The 23279-nt window shown below is 64.6% G+C and carries 20 protein-coding genes; 4 read left to right on the forward strand and 16 right to left on the reverse strand.

Annotation, left to right across the window (positions count from 1 at the left end):
* Window positions 1-3: 3 nt before the first annotated feature.
* The 4 genes from J6500_RS10085 to J6500_RS32200 all read right to left on the reverse strand — a co-directional run bounded on the left by J6500_RS10085 (window position 4) and on the right by J6500_RS32200 (window position 2420).
* A complete protein-coding gene (locus J6500_RS10085; RefSeq protein ID WP_225712537.1) occupies window positions 4-210 on the reverse strand; it encodes a hypothetical protein in 207 nt (68 codons plus the stop codon).
* A 249-nt stretch (window positions 211-459) separates the two neighbouring features.
* Entirely contained in the window at window positions 460-966 is a 507-nt protein-coding gene (locus J6500_RS10090; RefSeq protein ID WP_225712538.1) for a hypothetical protein, read from the reverse strand.
* 9 nt (window positions 967-975) lie between these two features.
* Window positions 976-2124: a helix-turn-helix domain-containing protein gene (locus J6500_RS10095; RefSeq protein ID WP_225712539.1), complete on the reverse strand. Its 1149-nt coding sequence runs from the start codon at window positions 2122-2124 to the stop codon at window positions 976-978.
* A complete protein-coding gene (locus tag J6500_RS32200) occupies window positions 2124-2420 on the reverse strand; it encodes a type II toxin-antitoxin system RelE/ParE family toxin (protein ID WP_225712540.1) in 297 nt (98 codons plus the stop codon). The genes J6500_RS10095 and J6500_RS32200 overlap by 1 nt, the downstream gene beginning before the upstream one ends.
* A 107-nt stretch (window positions 2421-2527) precedes the next feature.
* On the opposite strand from J6500_RS32200, the gene J6500_RS10105 reads away from it, so the two are divergent.
* Window positions 2528-3430, forward strand: a complete 903-nt coding sequence (locus J6500_RS10105) for an IS1 family transposase (RefSeq protein WP_225712541.1) — start codon at window positions 2528-2530, stop codon at window positions 3428-3430.
* A 204-nt stretch (window positions 3431-3634) separates the two neighbouring features.
* Here the strand turns inward: J6500_RS10105 and J6500_RS10110 are convergent, their stop codons facing one another.
* On the reverse strand, window positions 3635-3799 hold the full coding sequence (locus J6500_RS10110) for a Flp family type IVb pilin (protein WP_225712542.1): 165 nt from the start codon (window positions 3797-3799) through the stop codon (window positions 3635-3637).
* A gap of 168 nt (window positions 3800-3967) precedes the next feature.
* Between J6500_RS10110 and J6500_RS10115 the strand changes: the two genes are divergently transcribed.
* A complete protein-coding gene (locus J6500_RS10115) occupies window positions 3968-4852 on the forward strand; it encodes a 50S ribosomal protein L11 methyltransferase (protein WP_225712543.1) in 885 nt (294 codons plus the stop codon).
* Between the two features lie 129 nt (window positions 4853-4981).
* On the opposite strand, the gene J6500_RS10120 is transcribed toward J6500_RS10115, so the two are convergent.
* Entirely contained in the window at window positions 4982-5167 is a 186-nt protein-coding gene (locus tag J6500_RS10120; RefSeq protein ID WP_225712544.1) for a hypothetical protein, read from the reverse strand.
* 213 nt (window positions 5168-5380) lie between these two features.
* Between J6500_RS10120 and J6500_RS10125 the strand changes: the two genes are divergently transcribed.
* Both J6500_RS10125 and J6500_RS10130 read left to right on the forward strand, forming a co-directional pair.
* Window positions 5381-7213, forward strand: a complete 1833-nt coding sequence (locus J6500_RS10125; protein WP_225712545.1) for an aminopeptidase P family protein — start codon at window positions 5381-5383, stop codon at window positions 7211-7213.
* A gap of 257 nt (window positions 7214-7470) precedes the next feature.
* A complete protein-coding gene (locus tag J6500_RS10130; RefSeq protein WP_225712546.1) occupies window positions 7471-8748 on the forward strand; it encodes a multidrug effflux MFS transporter in 1278 nt (425 codons plus the stop codon).
* A 23-nt stretch (window positions 8749-8771) separates the two neighbouring features.
* Here J6500_RS10130 and ligA read toward each other — a convergent pair whose 3' ends face one another.
* The 10 genes from ligA to murC form a co-directional block, all read right to left on the reverse strand.
* The gene (gene ligA, locus J6500_RS10135; RefSeq protein ID WP_225712547.1) at window positions 8772-10919 is read right to left on the reverse strand and encodes an NAD-dependent DNA ligase LigA; all 2148 of its coding nucleotides are present in this window, start codon (window positions 10917-10919) and stop codon (window positions 8772-8774) included.
* Between the two features lie 7 nt (window positions 10920-10926).
* Complete coding sequence (gene recN, locus J6500_RS10140) at window positions 10927-12597, reverse strand: DNA repair protein RecN (protein WP_225712548.1); 1671 nt, start codon at window positions 12595-12597, stop codon at window positions 10927-10929.
* Window positions 12598-12610: 13 nt separating this feature from the next.
* Window positions 12611-13519, reverse strand: coding sequence for an outer membrane protein assembly factor BamD (locus J6500_RS10145; protein WP_225712549.1), 909 nt, complete (start codon window positions 13517-13519; stop codon window positions 12611-12613).
* Between the two features lie 250 nt (window positions 13520-13769).
* Complete coding sequence (gene lpxC / locus J6500_RS10150; protein ID WP_225712550.1) at window positions 13770-14732, reverse strand: UDP-3-O-acyl-N-acetylglucosamine deacetylase; 963 nt, start codon at window positions 14730-14732, stop codon at window positions 13770-13772.
* Between the two features lie 349 nt (window positions 14733-15081).
* Window positions 15082-16866: a cell division protein FtsZ gene (gene ftsZ, locus J6500_RS10155; protein ID WP_225712551.1), complete on the reverse strand. Its 1785-nt coding sequence runs from the start codon at window positions 16864-16866 to the stop codon at window positions 15082-15084.
* An 88-nt stretch (window positions 16867-16954) separates the two neighbouring features.
* A complete protein-coding gene (gene ftsA, locus J6500_RS10160; RefSeq protein WP_225712552.1) occupies window positions 16955-18271 on the reverse strand; it encodes a cell division protein FtsA in 1317 nt (438 codons plus the stop codon).
* The gene (locus J6500_RS10165) at window positions 18268-19278 is read right to left on the reverse strand and encodes a cell division protein FtsQ/DivIB (protein WP_225712553.1); all 1011 of its coding nucleotides are present in this window, start codon (window positions 19276-19278) and stop codon (window positions 18268-18270) included. Before J6500_RS10165 ends, ftsA begins: the two co-directional genes overlap by 4 nt.
* A 326-nt stretch (window positions 19279-19604) precedes the next feature.
* Window positions 19605-20591: a D-alanine--D-alanine ligase family protein gene (locus J6500_RS10175; protein WP_225712554.1), complete on the reverse strand. Its 987-nt coding sequence runs from the start codon at window positions 20589-20591 to the stop codon at window positions 19605-19607.
* On the reverse strand, window positions 20591-21508 hold the full coding sequence (gene murB, locus J6500_RS10180) for a UDP-N-acetylmuramate dehydrogenase (RefSeq protein WP_225712555.1): 918 nt from the start codon (window positions 21506-21508) through the stop codon (window positions 20591-20593). Before murB ends, J6500_RS10175 begins: the two co-directional genes overlap by 1 nt.
* Before the next feature lie 262 nt (window positions 21509-21770).
* The gene (murC, locus tag J6500_RS10185; protein ID WP_225712556.1) at window positions 21771-23174 is read right to left on the reverse strand and encodes a UDP-N-acetylmuramate--L-alanine ligase; all 1404 of its coding nucleotides are present in this window, start codon (window positions 23172-23174) and stop codon (window positions 21771-21773) included.
* Window positions 23175-23279: the final 105 nt, after the last annotated feature.

Consider the following 23279-nt stretch of genomic DNA (forward strand, 5'->3'; position numbering starts at 1 on the left):
GTCTCAGTTTGAATTTCGCTGATCCAAGAGCCGTTTCAGATCGCTTTCGAATATCGCTAGCGTCCGCTCGAAGTGCTCCAGCAGTTCCCGAGCCTGAGCGATGTTGTAGCTATTGCCGCTTTCAACCCGCTCACGCTGCTTGGCCACGATCCGGCGACCGTTCTCAACGTGCTTTTCCGCCAGCGCAATCATTTCGTCCAAGGTGGCCATAGCCGTCGCCCTGCCGGTTTTACAGCTACCCTTTCTTCCACCGGGCCGCTGCCGCAGCTCTGGCGATCTCTGACCGCTCTTGAGGGGAGAGCGCCCGTGCGCGAACCTTGGCACCCTTTCGGCCGCCCTTAGCGCGCTTAGGGGCCTTCCCGGCCGGTTCTTCAATCTCTCCGGTGGCGATCCGGCCAACCATGATGGCGGCTCCGATCACGTCGCCGGGGCGTTTCTCTCCCTTTGGTCCACGGGGCATTAAGCCGCCTCATCCTGATCGTCTTCGCTATCCCTATTCAATAGATCGGCCGCCCGCCGCTCGGCAACGTCATCCGCAAAATCAAGGAAGAAAGATAGTTGCGGGTCGTCGGGGAACACCTTGTTCATGTGCTCCATGTCGCAGATGGCGCGGTAGACATCGCTCGCAATGCCATCCCGCCGCTGACGTGTTGCCTTCTGCCGCAGGTTCGGGGTTCCGCCCTTGTCAGTATCAAACCATAAGCGATGCTGACGCCCGTCGTCCTCCAAGAGCATAACGCACTGCTTGGCTCTGTATGAGAATCCTGCTTCATCAGTGCGGGTGGCTTGCCTCAAAACCCGTGAGACCTGCTTTCGCAGAAATTTGCGCACGTCCTGCGGGCGTGGCGCGAGCCGCCTATTTTCAACGGCCCAGGTTATAAAGTCGTCCGGATCATTGGCGGCCTCGCCAGTGATTTCTTCCCACTCATCCCATGCACGCAGCAATTGATCGTCGAAGTTAGCCATTCTGGCCTCCTATAGTCCGGTCGGGACCAGTCGCCCCCAACCATCCACGAATTCCCAGTCCATCAAGTGGCTTCGGATGCTGTCTTGGTACTTTCGAAGCCAAGCGTAGTTCTGTCGCTTGTGCTGAATCTGCCCAACCACAATCGCCGGGTGGATTGCCAAGCGAGCGGCGAACGCGATCACGTCCTGCTCGGAGATGAACGCGCCCTTTCGGGCCAAAAACGAATTCAACTGCGCTTTTGGGATACAAAATTCTACTGCGGCTTCATCCGCCCGTCTTTCCTCATCCGGCTTATCGGCGCTGTCGTCAAAATGAGTGGCATCTATTTCGTCCACCGGTGCAAACGACTCCTCTCGGCCGTCGCCCTGTAAGACGTGCTCAAGCTCATGGCGCAGCACGAAAGCGAAATTGTCGAAGCGGTCTAGACGTGTGGTCATCCCGATAGCGGGCTGGCCATCAACCCAAACGCATACGCCATCGATTTTTGATTTGGGCAGAGCTTCAACCAGCGCAAACCGGACGCCACAAGATAGCAAGATACTCGGAATATGTTTTAAATCGTCCTTGTCCTGCAAATGCGCCTTGATGCGCACCAAAGCCTTTCGAAGAGCATCCTCCGAATAGAGCGGGGCTTCCTGCATCTTTGCGATCGTCATTACCCGATGCAGCCAAGCGTATTGTATGGCTGTCGTGTTCTCGTATCCGCTGCTCTTTTTAGCGGCATGAGCCACGATTTGACCGGCGCCGACAAATGGGATGTCTTCCACGCGGTTCTTGCCGAAGAACCGGAGCATTTGCAGATCAAGCAGACTAGGCTCGGTGTCTTCGATCCATCCACGCTTTATCATTTCCCGAACTGGGAAATGCGATACCCATGATGCGCGCGTGCGCACGCCCGGATCGACGGGTTTGACCCGATTCAGTTCATAGAGCTTCTGCAAGTTCGCGAAAAACTCAGCGGGCATGTCGAAGGCGTCACCCAGCGCGGCAGCCAAGTCCGGGGTGATATTGGCCTTGCCGGTGAGAAGCGGGTTGAGCTGCTGCACCGACATTCCAAGGATGTACGCCAGATCGACCTGAGACCAACCACGGGCCTCAAGCTCCTCCGTAATGAATGTGCCGGGATGGTCCACGGACGCGATTTTGATGTGTGCCATCAGTGATAATCCTCAACAGCGATTATCGTGACGGTGGGCGGCCTAGTCGTTTCATCGAGTGAGAATACGATCCGGTACTTCTCATTGACCCGAACTGACCGATAGCCATCACGATCCCCCTTCAGTTTTTCGTAGTGCAAGCTTTTCCAGTTCCTCAGTGCACGATCATCTGGCGCGGCACGAATAAGGGTTAATTTCCGCCTAGCGGACTTGATGACGGGGACAGGAAGCCGCGTTTGACCCGCGTCTTCCGTCTCAATCAGCGCCAATATTGGGTCTGCGAACACAATATCCATCCGCGCCGTATGACATTGATTCTTATATAGTTCAAGGCCGTTTAATGCAATGGCTTAAAATGAACTTTATGCTTGACAAAATCGGATTTTTTTGGTCAGATCGACGCATGAACAGGCTTTCGGTCGAAACCCGCGTCCAAATCCTCTCGATGCTCTGCGAGGGCAGCAGCATGCGGTCGATCAGCCGAGTTACCGGCGTGTCGATCAATACGGTAACGAAGTTGCTGGTGGACGCCGGGGAGGCTTGTGCGGCCTTCCACGACGCGACCGTGCGTAACGTGCCCTCCAAGGCTGTCCAGTGCGATGAAATCTGGTCGTTCAGCTATGCGAAGGCCAAGAACGTCAAGTTCGCCAAGTCCGCTCCGGACGATGCTGGCGACGTGTGGACGTGGACGGCGATTGATGCCGACTCCAAGCTGATCGTTTCCTGGCACGTTGGCGACCGTGGCGCGCGTACTGGAACGGCCTTCATGCATGACCTGAAGGCGCGACTTGCCAACCGCGTCCAGCTCACCACGGACGGCCACAAGGCCTATTTGAAGGCCGTCTTGGACGCGGGCTTTGATGCCGACTACGCGATGCTGAACAAGATTTTCGCGACGGACTACGCCGGTCCCGGCCGCTATAGCCCGCCCAAGTGCATTGGTGCGATCAAGAACCCCATCATGGGCAACCCGGACCCGAACCTCATCAACACGTCATTTGCCGAGCGCCAGAACCTCACCATGCGCATGTCCATGCGCCGGTTCACCCGCCTGACCAATGCCTTCTCAAAGAAGTTCGAGAACCATTGCCACGCGCTGGCGCTGTACTTCTTCTTCTACAACTTCTGCCGAGTTCATAAGACGCTTGGCGCTACCCCGGCGATGGCGTCGGGCTTGGTCGATCACGTCATGAAGATGGAAGATGCCGTGACGCTGATCGACAAGCGGACTGCGCCCGGTTTGCGCGGTCCCTACAGGAAGCGGGCTGTGGAAGGCTCTGGGGAAGACCCTGTGAATTCAAACTGAGACACTACCGGATTCCTGCGGGACAACGCGCCTTGAATGCCGTGCAGCGCGGGCGGACAACTCGATCGACAAATTGTCGACAAGCGGTTGATAGACGCCGGGATGGTTTTGTGGACATCCACTGAACAATCGGCGGCCAGCCAAAAGAAAAACACCGAGCGACAAGGTCGCCCGGTGCTCCGAGAACGCCGCCTGGTGGTCTGTTTATTTCAGCGAGCTGCTGATCGTATCGAACTTGCCGCTCAGCGCGGTGCCGACGCCGTTGACCGCGGCGATGATGGCGATAGCGATGCCCGCGGCGATCAAGCCGTATTCGATCGCGGTGGCGCCGGATTCGTCCTGCAAAAACCTAACGAAAATAGCCTTCATGATAAGCCCTGCCCTTTGGTTCGCATGGGACGCCGGATCAGTTCCGGTTCCGGAACCGTAATAGTACGGCAAAATCTAAGGTTGATTTTACGGAGCAGGGGTCAATTTTCGCGATAATCGACTGAATCAAAGTTGAAATTTTAGCCAAAACCGCCCTACCGGCAGGCAATGACCCCCTCGACACATCGCGCCAGCATCACCCTTCCGGATGAATCGACGGCAAAACGCGTCATCGACGCGCTTTCCGAGACGTTTTTCGAGGATCAGGCCGCCTTCGCTGCCTTCGAGCGGCCGGATGGCCGCTGGGATGTCACGGTCCATTTTGCCGAGCCGCCGGACAAGGAATTGCTTCGAAACCTTGTCGGACAGTTCGTGCGACAGAACGTCGCAGACAATCTGATCTTCGACTGCGTCGAGGCGAAGGATTGGGTGAAGGCGAGCCTGGAGGACCTGGTTCCGGTCCCGGCCGGGCGGTTCGTCGTCCACGGACGGCACGACCGGCACAGGATACCGCCCAATAAGCTCGGCATTGAAATCGAGGCGGCGCTCGCCTTCGGTACCGGCCATCACGGCACCACCCGCGGCTGCCTGCTGCTGCTCGACCACGTGCTGAAGGCCTACCAGCCCCGCCGCGTGCTCGATCTCGGCACCGGCACCGGCGTGCTGGCGATCGCCGCTGCCAAAGCGCTGCATGGCCGGGTGCTGGCGAGCGACATCGATCCACCCTCGGTGCAGGTTGCCGACGAAAACGCACGGCTGAACGGATCGGGGCATCTGGTCGACGTGATCCGCGCCACCGGCTTTGCCGCGCCGCGCTTTGCCGAGGACGGCCCGTTCGATCTGGTGCTCGCCAACATCCTGGCCAACCCGCTCCGGCAGCTGGCCGGACCGATGGCGCGGCACCTTGCTTCGTCGGCGCAAGTCATTCTCTCAGGTCTCCTGACCCACCAGGCACCGGCGGTGATCGCTGCCTACCGCGCCCGCGGGTTGGTGCCGCTCCGGCATCTCAGGATCGAGGGCTGGAGCAGCTTGTTGCTGCGCAGGATGCAATGACCGCAAGCGGCAGACAGTGCGGCGACTGCACGTTCTGCTGCAAGGTGATGGCGATCGAGTAACTGACGAAGCCCACCAACGCCGCGCCCGCGATAAAGGCGTCCGATCTCGACGGGTGACGGCAATCGGCTATTTGGAGGCTGGCGGGTCGCGGCTGATGTCGGCCGGCTTGTCGCGCTTCAGCGTGCGCCTGATGCGGGCCTCGACGAAACGGTCCAGCATCTGGACGATCACGCCGCGCTGCTTCTGTTCGATCGGTGCGATCGGGCCGCGGCGGACCGGCGGCGAAATCTTCTCAAAGCTGAAGGCCGGCATGGTGCATCTCCTCGGCATTGAGTTGAGACACTCCTGGGCGCTCCCGTTACGTTTTGACGAACCGCTTGCGCGTCAAGCCGTTCCGTCATTTCTGGTGTTGGTGCCACGATTCAAGCATAAGTTATGCCAAAATGTGATCGTGCTGGCCGCGTTGATCCGGACCAACCGGAGCGCGGCGTCTGACGCGATCCACCGAAAGAGAGTGCGAAGGCGATGTTCGAAGCCCATTTCCAGACCTTCGAGGAACCCGAGAGCGGCGTCGCGCTAACCGCGCGCCTCAGCGCCTTGCGCGAGGAGCTGGCGCGCCGCAAGCTGACCGGTTTCGTGGTTCCGCGCGCCGACCAGCAGCAGAATGAATATGTCGCGGCGTCGGAAGAACGGCTCGCCTGGCTGACCGGCTTCACCGGATCAGCAGGGCTTGCGATCGTGCTGACGAAGGAAGCCGCGGTTTTCGTCGACGGCCGCTACACCCTGCAGGCTGGCAAGCAGGTCGACCGCAAGGCCTGGGAGATCGAGCCGCTGGTCGAACCGCCGCCGGAGCATTGGCTGACGCGGCATCTCGGCGCCGGCGACCGCCTCGGATTTGATCCGTGGCTGCACACATCTGCGGCAGCCGAGCGGCTGGCCGCGGCCTGTGCCAAAGCCGGCGCCGAGCTGGTCGCGGTCGACGGCAACCCCATCGATGCGGTCTGGACGGAACGGCCGGCTCCGCCGCTCGGCCCGGTCACGATCCACGGTGCGCAGTATTCCGGCGAGATCGAGGCGGAGAAGCTGAAGCGGATCCGGCTCGAGATCAGCAAGCTCGGCGTCGATGCGCTGGTGCTGTCCGACAGCCACGCGGTGGCCTGGACCTTCAACATCCGCGGCGCGGATGTCTCGCATACGCCGTTGCCGCTATCCTACGCGCTGGTGCCGAAGGACGGCCGGCCCGTGGTGTTCATCGACCACCGCAAGCTGTCGAACTCGACGCACGACCACCTCGAGCAGTCGGCCGATGTCGAGGAGCCGGCGGCACTGGCGCCGAAACTCACCGAGCTCGCCAGGCGCGGCGCTTCGATCGCGCTCGACAGCGCCACCGCGGCCGACGCACTAAGCCGCCTGATCGCAGGCGCCGGCGGCAAGCCGGTGCGCGGCAACGATCCGGTCAGTCTCTTGAAGGCGGTGAAGAACATCACCGAGATCGAGGGCACGCGCATCGCACACCAGCGCGACGCGGTGGCACTGACGCGCTTCCTCGCCTGGGTCGACCGCGAAGCGCCGTCGGGCAAGCTGACCGAGATCGATGCCGTCGAGGCGCTGGAGAGCTTCCGCCGCGACACCGGCGCGCTGAAGGACGTCTCGTTCCCGACCATTTCCGGCACCGGACCGAACGGCGCCATCGTGCACTACCGCGTCACGCGCAAAAGCAACCGGCGCATCGAGCCCGGCGATCTGCTGCTGATCGATTCCGGCGCGCAATATGAGGACGGCACCACCGACGTCACACGCACCATCGCGATCGGCACGCCGACCGAGGAGATGCGCGACCGCTTCACCCGCGTGCTGCGCGGCCACATCGCGATCGCCCGCGCGATCTTCCCCGACGGCACCACCGGCGCCCAGCTCGACACGCTGGCGCGGCAATATCTCTGGCAGGCCGGCATCGATTTCGAGCACGGCACCGGCCACGGCGTCGGCAGCTATCTCAGCGTGCACGAGGGGCCGGCGCGCATTTCAAAACTCGGCACCACGCCGCTGAAGCGCGGCATGATCCTGTCCAACGAGCCCGGCTACTACAAGACCGACGCCTACGGCATCCGGATCGAGAACCTCGAGCTCGTGATCGGCACCGACATCAAAGGCGCGGAGAAGCCGGTCAACGCCTTCGAGACGCTGACGCTGGCGCCGATCGACCGCCGCCTGATCGATGTCAGCATGCTGAGCGAAGGCGAACTGGCATGGCTCAACGACTACCACGCGCGCGTGAATCGGACGGTGCGGCCGCAGCTCGACGACGACGCCACGAAGCTGTGGCTGGATGACGCGACGGCGGAGTTGAAGGCATAGCACGCACAAGCATCCACACACTCGGCGTCATCCCCCGCGCATGCGGGGGATCCAGTACGCCGGGACCTATCGGCTCAACAACGACTGCCTCTGAAATACTGGGTCCCCCGCTTACGCGGAGGACGACAGTGGGGCTTGTTGCGCGAGACGAAATTTCCGCCTCGCCTTTCGGTTTCGGCATGGGCGCATGCCGAAACACCCGTATTCCGCGCAGCCGGGATCGCTACAGTCGATTCACAACACTGGACCGGACCTGAATGCACGGCGTGATGGGCAAGCCGCCCGACGCGGCCACAGACAACATCGCGACATCGAAGGTCATGCTGCTGATGCTCGTCGTGATGACGGGCGTGGCGCCGATCTCGCTCTACATGCTGGTGCCGGCGCTGCCGGTGCTCGCCACGACGTTCGGCCGCGACATCTCGATCGCGCAGATGACGGTGTCGCTCTACATGGTCGGCATCGCGCTGTCACAGCTGATCATGGGGCCGCTGTCCGACCGGTTCGGGCGCCGCCCGGTGCTGCTCGCCGGCCTTGGCCTGATGGTGGCTGCGGGCATCGGCTCGGTATTCGCCGAGACGCTGCCGCAGCTGATCGCGGCGCGGTTCTTCCAGGCGCTCGGCGGCGCCAGCGGCATGGTGATAAGCCGCGCCATCATCCGCGATCTCTATCCTCGCGAGCGGGTCGGCGCCATGATCAGCCTCGTGGTCGCCGCGCTGATGATCGCGCAGATGGTCAGCCCGCTCACCGGCGGCCTGCTGGAGACCACGTTCGGCTGGCGCGCCATCCTCTATTTCATCACCGCGGCGTCGCTGATCACTGCGATCTTCATCGCGCTGGCACTGCCGGAAACCAGGCGTGATCGGGCCGACACGTCGAGCTTTCGCGGCGACCTCGGCAGACTGATGACGAACCGCGCCTTCGTCGGCTATCTGCTGTGCCAGGTGCTGGCCTCGCAGATCATCTTCGCCTTTGCCGGCGGCGGTCCCTACATCGTGGTGACGCAAATGGGCCGGACCAGCGCCGAATACGGCGCGTGGTTCGCGATGACCGGCTTCGGCTACTTCGTCGGCAATCTCCTGTGCGTGCGGTTCGCGCCGCGCCACTCGCTGGAGAAGCTGATATGGTTCGGCCTCGCGCTGCAGGTCGGCGGCAGCCTCCTGAACCTGACCTGGAGCATCTTCGGGCTGAACCAGGCGCCGCTCTGGCTGTTCGGCACCCAGATGATCGTGATGGTCGCCAACGCCTTCGTGATGGCCAACTCCGCAGCCGGCGCCATCAGCGTCCGCCCCGAAGCCGCCGGCACCGCCTCGGGCGCGATGGGTTTCCTGCAGCAGGGCATCGGCGCACTGATCTCGCAGTTCGGCGCCTATCTCGGCGGCCACTCCACCTCGACGCTGCCGCTGATGGCGGCGATATCAGCGATCTCGCTCGCCTGCGCCGCCACGATGATCTTCATCGTGCCGCGGCGGAAACTGGTGGTGAGCGAGGAACTGATCGAGAAGGCGGAGGAGGAAGAGAGCGGGATGATGTGAGCGGCGGGTCGTCCCGCGTGCCCTCACTCCCCGATCAGCTTCAGCCACTCGTCCTCGGTCAGCACCGTGACGCCGTGCTTCTGGGCTTCCGCGAGCTTCGAGCCGGCGCCCGGCCCCGCGACGACATAATCGGTCTTCTTCGACACCGAGCCGGCCGCCTTGGCGCCCAGCCGCTCGGCGGTGGCCTTGGCCTCGTCGCGCGTCATCTTCTCCAGCGATCCCGTGAACACCACGGTCTTGCCGGCGACCGCCGAATTGCTCTTCGGCTTCTCGGCGTCGACGATCTCGTCGAGCTCCGCAGTCAGCCGTTCGACGATGCCGCGATTGTGGCTCTCGCCGAAATAGTCTGCGATGCTCTTGATCACAGTGTCGCCGATCTGGTCGAGCGCATCCATCTCGGCAATCGCCTCCTCGTCGCCCTTGGCGACCTTGAGGCAAGCGTCGTGGAACGCATCCCACGAACCGTAGCCGCGGGCCAGCGCCAGCGCAGTGGTCTCGCCGACATGGCGCATGCCGAGCGCGTAGATGAATCGCTCCAGCCCGATCTTGCGGCGGCTGTCGATCGCGGCGAACAGGTTGCGCACCGAGGTCTCGCCGTAGCCCTCGATCTCCTCCAGCTTCAGCTTGGCGTTGCGCTTGGGCAGCGTGAAGATGTCGGCGGGCTCCTTCACCCAGCCCTCGTCGAAGAAGTACTGCAGCTGCTTCTGGCCGAGGCCGTCGATGTCGAAGGCGCGGCGCGACACGAACAGGATCAGGTGCTCGATCTTCTGGTAGGGACAGGCGAACTCGCCGCTGCAGCGCAGCCGCGAACCTTCCTCGCCGGTCGCGGTCTCCTCGCGCACCACGTCGGTGTGCAGCGGGCATGGGCATTTCTTGGGAAAGTGAAATTCCTTGGCGCTCTTCGGCCGCTTGTCGATGATGACGTCGACCACCTGCGGAATCACGTCGCCGGCGCGCTGGATCACGACTGTGTCGCCGATCCTGATGTCGCGGCCCTCGCGCAGCACCTCGCCCTTGTTGCCGATGCCCTTGATGTAGTCCTCATTGTGCAGCGTGACGTTCTGCACGATGACGCCGCCGACGCCGACCGGCTCGAGCTTGCCGACCGGGGTGAACGAGCCGGTGCGCCCGACCTGGATCTCGATGTCGCGCAGCACGGTCATGGCACGCTCGGCCGGGAATTTGTGCGCGATCGCCCAGCGCGGCGTACGCGACACGAAGCCGAGCCGCTCCTGCCAGTCGATGCGGTCGACCTTGTAGACGACGCCGTCGATGTCATAGTCGAGCTCGGCGCGCTGCTCTTCGATCTTGCGATGGAACGCGATCAGCTCCTCGACCGAGTGGCATAATTTGGTCAACGGATTGGTCTTGAAGCCGCAGCGCTCGAACCAGTGGATCATGCCGCTCTGGGTGCCCTCCGGCAGCGCACTCATCTGGCCCCAGGCATAGGCGAAGAAGCCGAGTGGCCGCGAGGCGGTGATGCTAGGATCCTTCTGCCGCAGCGAGCCTGCCGCCGAGTTGCGCGGATTGGCAAAGATGGTGTCGCCTGCCGCCTTCTGCCGCTCGTTGAGCGCGAGGAAGGCCTTCTTGGTCATGTAGACTTCACCGCGCACCTCGCAGATATCAGGGATGTTGCGGCCCTTCAGCTTTTGCGGCACATCCTCGAGCGTGCGGATATTGGCGGTGACGTCCTCGCCCTCGGCGCCGTTGCCGCGCGTGGCGGCGGTGACGAGCTCGCCGCCCTCATAGCGCAGCGACATCGAGAGCCCGTCGATCTTCGGCTCGGCCGAGAAATCGATCTTGTCGTCGGGCAGCTTCAGAAAGCGCGCGATGCGGCCGACGAAATCGACCACGTCCTCCTCTGCGAACGCATTGTCGAGCGACAGCATCGGCAGCGAATGGCGAACTTTCCTGAAGCGCCCGGACGGCGCTGCGCCGACCTTCTGCGACGGCGACTGCGCGGTGACGAATTCCGGAAAGCGCTTCTCGATCGCGTTATAGCGCTGCCGCAGCGCGTCGTATTCGGCATCGGTGACGCTGGGCGCGTCGTCCTGGTAGTAGCGCTTGTCGTGACCTTCCAGCTCGAGCGCCAGCCGCGTCAGCTCGACCTTGGCCTGGGCCTTGGTGAGCTCGCCGACGTCGACCAGCGCTTTCTTCGTCTTGGTGGCCATGGCGGAGCTAGCTCGCCGCCCGCAGCAGCCGCTCCGCCGCGGCCCTCGCCTCCGCCGTGATCTCGGCACCGGCCAGCATGCGCGCGATCTCTTCGCGGCGGTGGTCGGCGGCCAGCGCGTTGACGCGGGTGGCGACGCGCTTGCCACGGTCGAGGGCGTCCTTGGAGATGAGCAAATGCTGGCTGGCACGGGCTGCGACTTGTGGCGCGTGCGTCACCGCCATCACCTGCACCTTGCCGGCGAGGCGCGCCAGGCGGGAGCCGATCGCATCGGCCACCGCACCGCCGACGCCGGTATCGATCTCGTCGAACACCAGCGTCGGCGCCGAGCCGCGATCGGCCAGCACGACCTTCAGCGCCAGCAGGAAGCGCGACAGCTCGCCGCCGGAGGCGACTTTCATCATCGGTCCCGGCCTGGTGCCCGGATTGGTCTGTACCCAGAACTCGACGCGGTCGATGCCTTGCGGCCCGGGCGAGGCCGCATCGGCCTCGACCTGGGTCATGAATTTGGCACGCTCGAGCTTGAGCGGCGCCAGCTCGGCATTGACGGCCTTGTTGAGCTTCTCGGCCGACTTGATCCGGGCCGCCGACAGCTTGGCCGCCGCCGCGCCGTAACGCTGGTCGGCCTCCCGGGCGGCCGCCTCCAGCTTCTTCAACCGGTCGGCGCCGGCGTCGATCAGTGCGACGTCACCCGCATATTGGGTGGCCAGCGCAGCCAGCAGATCGACCGGCGTCGAATATTTGCGCGAGGCGGCGCGCAGCGCGAACAGCCGCTCCTCGATACGCTCGAGCTCGGCAGGATCGAAATCGGTCGCGGCCAGCGCGGCGTTGAGATGCTGGTCGGCTTCCTCCAGCGCATTGATCGCAGCGTCGATCGCCTTCACCGCGGGCTCGATCAGCGCGGGGGCATTGGCGGCGCGGCGCTCCAGCCGCCGCACTGCGGCCGACAGCGAGGCCACCGGCGAATGCGAGCCGCCGATCGCCTCCTGCGCCTCCCGCAAATCGGTCGCGATCTTCTCGCCCTGCATCATGGTGGTGCGGCGCCCCGCGAGCTCGGTCTCCTCGCCCTCCTTCGGCGCCAGCGCCTTCAGCTCCTGCGAGGCGTGGCGCAGATAGTCGGCCTCGCGGGCGGCGCGCTCCATGGCGGCGCGGTGTGCATCGAGATCGACGTTGGCGGTGCGCCTGACATCCCACAGCGCTTCCACCGCCGCGACGTCCTTCTCGAGCCCGGCAAAGGCGTCGAGCAGCTGGCGATGGGTGGCCGCGTCGACCAGCGCGCGTTCGTCGTGCTGGCCGTGGATCTCGACCAGAACCGCGCCGACCGCCTTGAGGGTCTGCACGCTGATCGCCTGGTCGTTGATGAAGGCCCGGGTGCGGCCGTCGGCGAGCTGGACGCGGCGCAGAATCATCTCGCCGTTATCGTCGAGGCCGTTCTCGGCGAGGATCTTCGCCGCCGGGTGCCCCTTCGGCACGTCGAAGACGGCGGTGACCTGCCCCTGCTCTGCGCCGTGGCGCACCAGCGTCGCGTCGCCGCGGCCGCCGAGCGCCAGCGCGAAGGCGTCGAGCAGGATGGATTTGCCGGCGCCGGTTTCGCCGGTCAGCACCGCAAGGCCACGGGAGAATTCGATATCGAGCCGTTCGATCAGGACGATGTCACGGATCGACAGACGCGCCAGCATGCGAGGACAATTCCTAGCCGAGGCCTATCTTCTTGAAGGTCCTGCTGATCCAGGAACCCTGATTCTCGCTCGGCTCGAGACCGCCGGACTTTACTAGATTATAGGCGTCCTTGTACCAGCGGCTGTCAGGAAAATTGTGGCCGAGCACGGCGGCGGCGGTCTGCGCCTCGCCGGCGATGCCGATCGCCATATAGGCCTCGGTGAGGCGGAACAGCGCCTCCTCGACATGGCGCGTGGTCTGATACTGCGTGACTACGGTCTTGAAGCGGTTGATCGCCGCGGTGAAGTCGCGCTTCTGCATGTAGTAGCGCCCGACCGACATTTCCTTGCCGGCGAGTTGATCGCGCGCGGCCTGCAGCTTGGCCTTGGCGGAGGTCGCGTATTCCGAGGTCGGATATTTGCGCACCACCTCTTCCAGCGCCGCGATCGCCTTCTCGGTGCGGCCCTGATCGCGAGAGATGTCCGGGATCTGGTCGTAATGCGAGGCCGCGATCAGGTACTGGGCATAGGCCGCGTCCGGGCTGCCCGGATGCAGCGTGACGTAGCGGGTCGCCGAACCGATACAGCCGTCATAGTCGCCGCCCTGGTAGGCGGCATAGGCCGACATCAGCAGCGACTTGCGCGCCCAGTCCGAATAGGGATGCTGGCGGTCGACTTCCTCGAACTTCTTGGTGGCGGCCTTGGTGTCCTTCTTCTCGTTCATCATGTACAAGCCCTCATTGTAGAGCTTGTCCGCGGGCTCATCGACGAACGTGTCGTCCTTGGCCATGAACTTGTCCCACAGCGCACCGGTGCCGCAGCCTGAGAGCGGCAGCGCCAGCACGATCAGGCCCGCCGCGAAGCGCAGCGCGCGCGCTGCCCGCGAAAGGCCGGGGACGTCAAAAAGGTGGCGTGGTTCGAGCGTCATACGCGTTGCCGACATGAAGTATAAGACCTGACGCCTTTGATGCGGTTAACGGCGGAGCCCACTCCATCCATGAACCGCGATCATGGACGCAATATAGTCCGTGCCATTGGCTGCGTATCGAGCAACCGCAGGCCGGTTTAGCCGAAAAACAGTCGTTGCCCAATCGACTACGTCGCCATTTCGCCCGGAATAAGGCGGCCGGCCCAGCCGCCACCCTGCTGTGGATACTACGGAAATCGGGACAGAGCGCTTCGGTGGCGACGGATCAGGACACGTCCGGGCCGTAGGCCGGGGCGACCAGGCCGCCCACCGTGCCGGCGCCGGCTTCGACGTGGCTGCGCGCGGGGCGCCGTGCGGTCTCTGCCTCGACCACGCGCCAGGCGCTGCGGTCGGCCAGCAGCGCCTTGAGCACCGCATGGTTGAGCTTGTGACCGCCGCGCTTCGAACGATAGATGCCGAGCAGCGGCAGGCCGGCCAGCGACAGATCGCCGATCACATCGAGAACCTTGTGGCGAGCGCACTCGTTGGCGTAGCGCAGGCCCTCGGTGTTGAGGAGGCGGGTGTCGTCGAACACCACGGTGTTGTCGAAGCTGGCGCCGAGCGCAAAGCCCGCACCCCACAGCTTCGCCACGTCGTTCATGCAGCCGAAGGTACGGGCCCGGGCGACTTCGCGGCGGAAACCTTCCGGCGACAGGTCGAAGGAGAAGGTCTGGCGGCCGATCACCGGGTTGGTGAAATCGATCTCGACTTCGGCGCGGAACCCGCCGGCAAACGGACGCAGCTCACCGACGGATTCGCCGATCTTGACCTGCACCGGCTTCAGCACCTGGATAAAGCGGCGGATGGCGGGCTGGGTGACGATGCCGGCTTGCTCGATCGCGGCGACGAAGGGCGCAGCGCTGCCGTCCATGATCGGAACTTCGGAGCCATCGACCTCGATGGTCGCGTTGTCGACGCCCATGCCGCGCAGCGCGGCCAGCACATGCTCGGCGGTTGAAACCAGCGGCCCCTCGCGGTCACCCAGCACCGTCGCAAAGTCGGTTGCGATCACGGCGTCGGCGGTGGCCTGAATTTCGCGGTCGGCACCATCGAGTCCGGTGCGGACAAAAATAAAGCCTGCATCGACAGGTGCAGGGCCCAGCGTGAGATTGACAGGAAGACCAGAATGAACGCCGACGCCCGTCACGGTGGCTTGCGACCGAAGCGTGGTTTGACGGCTGAACTTCATTCGATAATGCCCACTACCCGACTTCACTCAATTCGAGAGGCCAATTTCCCCAAGGCCGACTCGCTTGAGCTCCCCAAGTCACGGCAGACCATAGTCAGAGCCCCGAACCGCGCCAACTCACGCTTCTTTACGGATTGTTACCCCATCTCCGCCGCATTCACGCCCAAGGTTAACCAAATTGCGGCAGCGCACAGGGCCTCACAAGGACCGCCACCTGACCACAGAAAGAATAATTAATCATTTAAAATCAGTTGCTTGTTTCGACGCCGAAGACCCCTGTCTGGCCCAAAGACGAAGGCCCCGGCGGTTCCCGCCGGGGCCTCGTTGGTCGCCAAAGTTGTAACAAACTTCAGTTTGCCTGCCGGCGCAGGAAGGCCGGGATATCAAGATGGTCGTCGCCCTGTGGCGCCGGCGCAACAGGTGCGGGGCGGCCATGGGCGTCCAATCCCTGCGGAGCCGGGCGCTTTGCATATTCCGACACCGGCGATTCGTTCGCCGCGATCTGCTGGGCAACGCTCCGGGCCTGCTTGCGGTCGGGCAGCGGCGGCATCACCGGGGCGAAGGAACGCGCAGAGATGGGCGGCTCGCTCTCCTCGTCGCGGCGGCCGAGGCCGACATTGGCGAGGCGCTGCAGCAGCGACAGCCGGGTCTTCTGCGGATGTTCCTCCTGGGCTTCGCCGCCGCTGGCCTGGCGGATCTCGGCCTGGGCCGGCATCGGCAGGTCCTCGAACTTCGGCATCCGGGGAGTGCGGACGGGGGACCGTTCCGCCGGCTGCGGGATGAAGGTCTCAGGCGGCATCGGCTCGTGCTGCTCGGCCTGGGTCACATCGTGGTCCGGGAACAGGCTCGGTTTCTGCGCGATCGGGCGCACGGTGACGTCGCCGTAGGAAGCCTGCTGCATCGGCGGAGTGCTGTCCGGGGCGACCGCGGCGGCGATCGCCGCGAGCGCGGCGCGCTCGACATTGCCGGCCGGGCGCTGCTGCGCGGGGGCGGCGGGCGCCTGCGCGGCAATCGGGGTCACCGTCACGCCGGTCGGCGGTTCCAGCTTCTGGGCGCGATCGGCGAGGCGCTGATTGTCGGCCCGCAGGCGCGCGGTCAGGTCGGCCAGCCGGCTCTCCGGCGAACCGCCGGCCACCGGCGCGGCCGGAGCCTGGGCGCGGGCGATTGCAGCCTGCTCTATGCCGGTCGCAACCACCGAAACGCGGATGATGCCGTCGAGCGACTCGTCGAAGGTGGCGCCGACGATGATGTTGGCGTCGGGATCGACTTCCTCGCGAATGCGGGTTGCGGCTTCGTCGACCTCGAACAGCGTGAGGTCCTTGCCACCGGTGATCGAGATCAGGAGGCCGCGAGCGCCCTTCATCGAGGAATCGTCGATCAGCGGGTTGGCGATCGCGGCTTCCGCCGCGGTCAGCGCGCGCTTCTCGCCGGTAGCCTCGCCGGTGCCCATCATCGCCTTGCCCATCTCACGCATCACGGCGCGGACGTCGGCGAAGTCGAGGTTGATCAGACCTTCCTTGACCATCAAATCGGTGATGCAGGCGACGCCGGAATAGAGCACCTGGTCGGCCATCGCGAAGGCGTCGGCGAAGGTGGTCTTCTCGTTGGCGACCCGGAACAGGTTCTGGTTCGGGATGATCAAGAGCGTGTCGACCACCTTGTGCAGTTCGGCAATGCCGGACTCGGCGGTGCGCATGCGGCGCTGGCCTTCGAAGTGGAACGGCTTGGTAACCACACCGACGGTGAGGATGCCCATGTCGCGCGCGGCCTTGGCGATCACGGGTGCGGCGCCGGTGCCGGTGCCGCCGCCCATGCCGGCGGTGACGAACACCATGTTGGCGCCGCTGAGATGATCGCGCAGCTCGTCGATGACCTCCTGCGCCGCGGCGGCGCCGACATCGGGCTGCGAGCCGGCGCCGAGACCCTGGGTGACGGCGGTGCCCATCTGGATGATGCGCTGCGCCTTTGACATGGTCAGCGCCTGCGCATCGGTGTTGGCGACGACGAAGTCGACGCCCTGCAGGCCGGCGGTGATCATGTTGTTGACGGCGTTGCCACCCGCGCCACCGACGCCGAAGACGGTGATGCGCGGTTTCAGCTCGCTGATGTCAGGGGGGGTCAGATTGAGTGCCATGGTTGCCTCTCTCGTTACGCGCGCGTGGGTTCGCCCCGGCCGCAGGCCGCGGGAGTTGGTGAAAATGCAATGAGCCGGGGTGCGGTCATCAGAAGCCCTCGCGAAGCCATCGTCCGACCTTTCCGAAGTAACCGTCAGTCCCTGTCCTGAGCTGCCGCGTGCGCCGCGGTTCGACATGTTCAAGATGAGCGTATTGCGGATAGACGAGCAGGCCCGTCGGCACCGCGAACGACGAGCCCTTCGCCTCGTTCGGCAGGCGGCCGAAGCCGAGCGGACGGCCGATCCGGACCTCGCGGTTCAGGATGCGGGTGGCGAGCTCCACGGTGCCGGTGAGCTGCGAGGCGCCGCCGCTCAGCACGACCCGCGCCCGCGGCTCTGCCGCAAACGGGGAATCCGCGAGCCGGTCACGGACCATTTCGAAAATCTCCTCGGCACGATGCCGGACAATATTCGCGATCGTGGCGCGGGATACGATTTGCGGCGTCTCCCGGTCGTCGCCTGCGGCGGGCACAGACATCAGCTCGCGCGAGTCCGAGCCGCCGGTCAGCACTGTGCCGTATAAAGTCTTGATTCGCTCGGCATCCGCAATGCACGCTCCGATGCCACGCGCAAGATCCATCGTGATGTGTTGCCCGCCGAGCGCAAATCCCGACGCATGCACGAAGCGTCCGCCCGAATATGTCGCGATTGTGGTGGTGCCCGCGCCCATCTCGACGACGGCAGCGCCGAGATCGGCTTCGTCGTCGGTCAGCACCGAGAGACCTGCGACATAGGGACTCGATGCCATCGCCTCGACGTTGAGATGGCAGCGCTCGACCACCAGCATCAAGTTCTTGGCGACGGTCGCATCGCCCGTCACCACGTTCATGTCGACGCCGAACTGCCGCGCCACCATGCCCTTGGGATCGCGGATGCCCTTGACGCCGTCGAGCGCGTAACCGACCGGCAGTGCGTGCAGCACGGTGCGGCCGGAGCCGGTGGCGTGGCGCATGCCGGCCGAGGTGACGCGGCTGATATCGTCTGCCGTGACCGAGCCGCCGCGGATATCGGCAGCGGCTTCAACGAGTTGACCATGCTGCCGGCCGCCCGAGACCGACAGTAGTACGGACTCGACACGGACCTTGGCCATGCGCTCGGCGAGCGCCACGGCATGGCGCACCGCCTTCTCGCATTCGGTGAGATCGACCACGGCGCCGGACTTGACGCCGCGCGACTGGATCTGGCTGTAGCCGATCAGCTCGACCGCATGGGTGCGGCCGCGCAGCGCCTCGTTCGGCGGGGACGGCTTCAGCCGCGCGATCATGCAGGCGATCTTGCTTGAGCCGACGTCGAGCGAAGCCACCAACGCGGTGCGCTTCGGCATCGGGCGGGTCTTTGGGGTCAGGTTGCGATCGAGGCCGGTCATGCGGAGTCACCGGCTTTCTTCTTGGTCTTCTTGTCCTTGAACAGTTCGTCGCGGGCCTTGCCGGCCTCCTCGGACAGCTGCACGACCAGCCGGTCGGGCAGGCGCATGTCGACGGCGACGATATCGCGCGAGAACAGCCGCTCCTCCTTGTCGAGCTTGGAGAGCGCGGCAAGCGCGTTGCCGACGTCGTATTCGGGCAGGCGGATGTCGAGACCGTCCTTCAGCCGCAGGTTCCAGCGCCGCTCGCCGACGAAGATCGCGGCCTTGGTAACGGCGCGAACCTGCGGGTAGCGGTCGAGCAGCGCGAGGAAGTCCTTCGCGCGCGTGTCGGCCCCCTTGCCCACCACCAGCGGCAAATTCAGGAAACGGCGCGAGACGTAGGGTTCGAGCACCGCGCCGTCGGCGGCAATGACCGAGAGCCGGCCATTCTCCTGCCACAGCGCGAACGCGGTGCGCTCGACGATGTCGATCTGCAGCCGGCCGGGATAGAGCTTCAGGATGGTGGCGTCGGCGATCCAGGGATTGGCCTTGAGACGGTCGCGCACGGTCTCGGCATCGAGGAACAGCAGCGACGAACGGCCGTTGACGCCGCCGATCGCGAGCACCTCGTCCTGGCTCAGCTGCTTGCGGCCGTTGATGCCGACCGTGGTGATGCGGAAGCCCGCGGCATTGGCGAGCGCGTTGCGGGTATCGCTGAGCGCGGTGACGAACTCATCGACATGGCCGCCTTTGACGATGCCGAGGCCGGCGCTGCCGAGCAGGATCGCGAATGTGGCCACCACACCGACGCGGCGCGGCAGATAACGCTCGACCAGAAGGATGAAACGGTTGGGCGGCTCGCGGTCGATCACCACCGGCGGCTTCTTCGCGGGACGCTGGCGGCGCCTCGCCAGCCAGGCGCCGGCATACTCGCGCGCCAGCACCACCGCTCCAATAGCGGCTGCCTTCAGGTCAGCTTGAGGCCCCAGCGATCGCAGCGATCGGGTGAGGCGTCCTGCACCGTCCATTGCACGAGCTCGTCACATGTTGTGCCCGCAAACCCACGCGGGTCCCGGCACAGGTCACGTCTCAGCAGATACCGGTGGGATTAGAGTGGCCCCCTGTTCCCTGGTTGCGATCCTCGAAGCGGTAATCCGCGACAGCTCACGCCCCGGCAGCCAAGCGCTACATGCGCCGCCAGCGTTAACCTTCGGGCTTCCTGGTAAACAAACGGTAAATGAACTCGGGCCAGAGCATGTTTTGATCAACGCTCTGAGTACTTTGCCCCGAACCCGTTAGTATTTTAGCAACAGCGGCGGGTTCCATTCTCGGCCGACTCGGCCAGGTCCCGCCCCTATTTTGACGCCCGGCGGCACGCCAGCTCGATCTGGTCGCGGAGAAAATCGGCAAAGCCAATGCCCTGAGCCTTCAGCGCTTTCGGGTACAGCGATGCCGCCGTAAGCCCCGGCAGCGTGTTGGTCTCGAGGTACACCGGCCCCTTTGGCGACACGATGAAATCGCTGCGGGAGTAACCGGTGCAGGACAGTGCGCGGTGGGCGCGCAGCGCATGATCCATGATCGTGGTGCTGACTTCGGGCGCAAAGCGGCCGGGACAGATCTCCTGCGTCGACTTCAGGAGGTATTTGGCCGTGTAGTCGAAGCCGCCCTCCGCCGGCACGATTTCGATCGGCGGCAGCGCGAACACTGCTCCGTCGGATTGCTCGAGCACACCGCAAGTCGCCTCCACGCCGGCAACGAACGGCTCGATCAGATAGTCCTCGGTCTTCGCGGCGTTGCGGACGGCGACGATGTCCTGCTGCGCGTTGACGAAGATCAGCCCGTAGCTCGATCCGTCCTTTGCGGGTTTTGCGATCAGCCTGCCGTGCGCGGTGAACGCCTGCTCGATATCGTCGAGCGCGATGCCCTGCGGCACGTTCACGCCGGCGATGGCGGCAAAGCGCTTGGCCGACGGCTTGTCGAACGCCAGATGCGACGACGCCGAGCCGGAGCCGGTGAACGGGATGCCGCGCAACTCGCACATCGCCTGCAATTCACCGTTCTCGGCGCGGCCGCCATGCAGGCCGAGCACCAGCACGCGCGCATCCGCGGCGGCCTTGTCGAGCGCCTCCGCAAGCGCGAGACCGCTGCCGTCGGGCTTGAAGTCGACCTCGAACGGGCGTGTATGATTGAGCAGCTTTTCCGGCGTCACCGTGTGCACGGTGTCGTCGACATCCCAGAACCAGAGGTCGGCCTCGGGCAGCGCGCGGTGCAGCGCCTGCGCGCTCGCCACCGAGACCAGCCGCTCCTTGTTGGTGCCGCCGAAGAGAATGGTGACCTGCATCAGCTGTTCCCGATCCGCTTGATTTCCCAGTGCAGCTCGATCCCCGACGTCTGCTTCACGCGCGCGCGCACGGTCTCGCCGAGCGTCTCGATGTCGTGCCCGGTGGCAGTGCCAGTGTTGATCAGGAAATTGCAGTGCATCTCCGAAACCTGCGCGCCGCCGACCTTGAGGCCGCGGCAGCCGGCCGCATCGATCAGCTTCCAGGCGCTGTTGCCGCGCGGATTCTTGAAGGTCGAACCGCCGGTCTTCTCGCGGATCGGCTGCGCGGTCTCACGATGCGTCTGCACCTCGGCCATGCGGGCGCGGATCGTCTCGGCATCGGTGATGCGGCCGCGGAAGCGCGCCGCGGTGAAGATGATGGAGGGATCGACGCCGCTGTTGCGGTAGACGAACTTCATGTCGGCATTGCTGAACGTGTGCCTGGTGCCGTCGCGGCCGATGCCGGTGGCTTCCAGCAGCACGTCCTTGGTCTCGCCGCCGTTGGCGCCGGCGTTCATGCGCAGCGCGCCGCCGATGGTGCCCGGAATGCCGTAGAAGAACTCCATGCCGCCGATGCCGGCCGCCGCTGCGGTCTCCGCCACGCGCTTGTCGAGCGCCGCCGCGCCGGCGGTGACGATGTCACCAGCCGCGCTGATCTCACCGAAAGCGCGCGGCGCGAGACGGATCACCACGCCCGGCATGCCGCCATCGCGCACGATCAGGTTGGAGCCGACGCCGACGACATAGACCGGCAGCTCCGCCGGCAGCTGTTTCAAAAAATAGGCGAGATCATCCTCGTCAGCCGGCGTAAACAGCACCTGCGCCGGACCGCCGACGCGAAACCAGGTCAGCTCGGCCAGCGACTGGTTCGCCAGCAGCCGCCCGCGCAGCAGCGGCATCGCGGATTTCAAATCCGGCGTGATGTCGGGGAAGGTCATGCTGCTTCGCGATCTTGGTTGAGAAAGCGTTGCATTACGTATGCTGTCAGCGCCCTGGGCTTACCCCTCTCCCCAACCCTCCCCCGCAAGGGGGGAGGGAGCCTGACGAGGGTGCTCACCTTACAATGCATCACGGCGGCGCTTTGACTCGTTGCAAGAGTCAGGGACGCACCGGCGGCCGGGTTCTCTCCCCCCTTGCGGGGGAGGGCTAGGGAGAGGGGTGAGCCACACAGGTAGTGCTGATAACAAGCAATGAATAGCATCACCCCAGCGCCTTCAATTGATCCGGCAACGCGTAGGCCCATTGCGTGATGTTGCCGGCGCCAAGGCAGACGACGAGGTCGCCGGGCTTGGCGAGGCCGTGCACGATGTTCGCGAGCGCGCCGGCGTCAGGCAGCGGAATCACGTTGCGATGGCCGTGGGCGCGCAGGCCGGCGGCGAAATGGTCGCGGTCGATGCCCGCGATCGGCGTCTCGCCGGCCGGATAGACCTCGGCAACGACGACCGCGTCGGCGTCATTGAAGCAAGTGCAGAACTCCTCGAACAGCGATTGCAGACGCGTGAAGCGATGCGGCTGCACCACGGCGACGATCTTGCCGTTGGTGGATTCCCGCGCCGCCTTCAGCACGGCCGCGATTTCGACCGGGTGATGGCCGTAATCGTCGATCACGGTGACGCCATTCCATTCACCGGTCTTGGTGAAGCGCCGCTTGACGCCGCCGAAGCTTGCCATCGCCTGGCGGATAACATCGTCGGACACGCTGAGCTCATGCGCGACGGCAATCGCCGCCGTCGCATTCGAGGCGTTGTGACGGCCGGGCATCGGCAGGTTGATATCGGCAATCTCGTGGACTGCGCCGGTCGCACGATCGCGGATCGCGACCGTGAATTTGGAGCCGCCGCCCATCGGCGTCAGCTCCTTGAGCTGCACGTCCGCCTGCGGATTCTGTCCATAGGTGATGATGCGACGATCCTCGATCCTGCCGACCAGGCCTTGCACCACCGGGTGATCGATGCACATGACCGCAAAGCCGTAGAACGGCACGTTCTCGACGAAATTGCGGAACGCGTCCTGGATCGCCTCGAAGGTCTTGAAGTGATCGAGATGTTCGGGATCGATATTGGTGACGATCACGACGTCGGACGGCAGCTTCAGGAAGGTGCCGTCGCTCTCGTCGGCCTCGACCACCATCCAGTCGCCGTCGCCGAGCCGCGCATTGGAGCCGTAGGCATTGATGATGCCGCCGTTGACCACGGTCGGATCGAGCCCGCCGGCGTCGAGCAAGGTCGCCACCATCGTGGTGGTCGTGGTCTTGCCGTGGGTGCCGGCGATCGCGACGCAGCGCTTCAGCCGCATCAGCTCCGCCAGCATCTCGGCGCGCCGCACCACCGGAAGGCGCCGCGCGCGCGCGGCCATCAGTTCCGGATTGTCGCGCTTGATCGCGGTCGACACCACCACGACCTCGGCGCCGTCGACGTTCTCGGCAGCGTGGCCGACCGAAACCTTGGCGCCCTTCTTGCGCAACCGATCGAGGTTGTAATTGTCAGAGGCGTCCGAGCCCTGCACGGTGTAGCCGAGATTGATCAGCACCTCGGCGATGCCGCTCATGCCGATGCCGCCGATCCCGACGAAATGAATGGGCCCGATCTCGCGCGGCAGTCTCATGTTGCTAACACCTTCATCGTGTCCGGACTCACCCCGGCAATTCACCGACTTATGAAAGACGCGGCTCGCCGGGACAAGCCCGGCTGGGACGTTCCATGGCCGAAA

This window comes from Bradyrhizobium semiaridum, assembly GCF_020329505.1.
Taxonomy (GTDB): domain Bacteria; phylum Pseudomonadota; class Alphaproteobacteria; order Rhizobiales; family Xanthobacteraceae; genus Bradyrhizobium; species Bradyrhizobium semiaridum.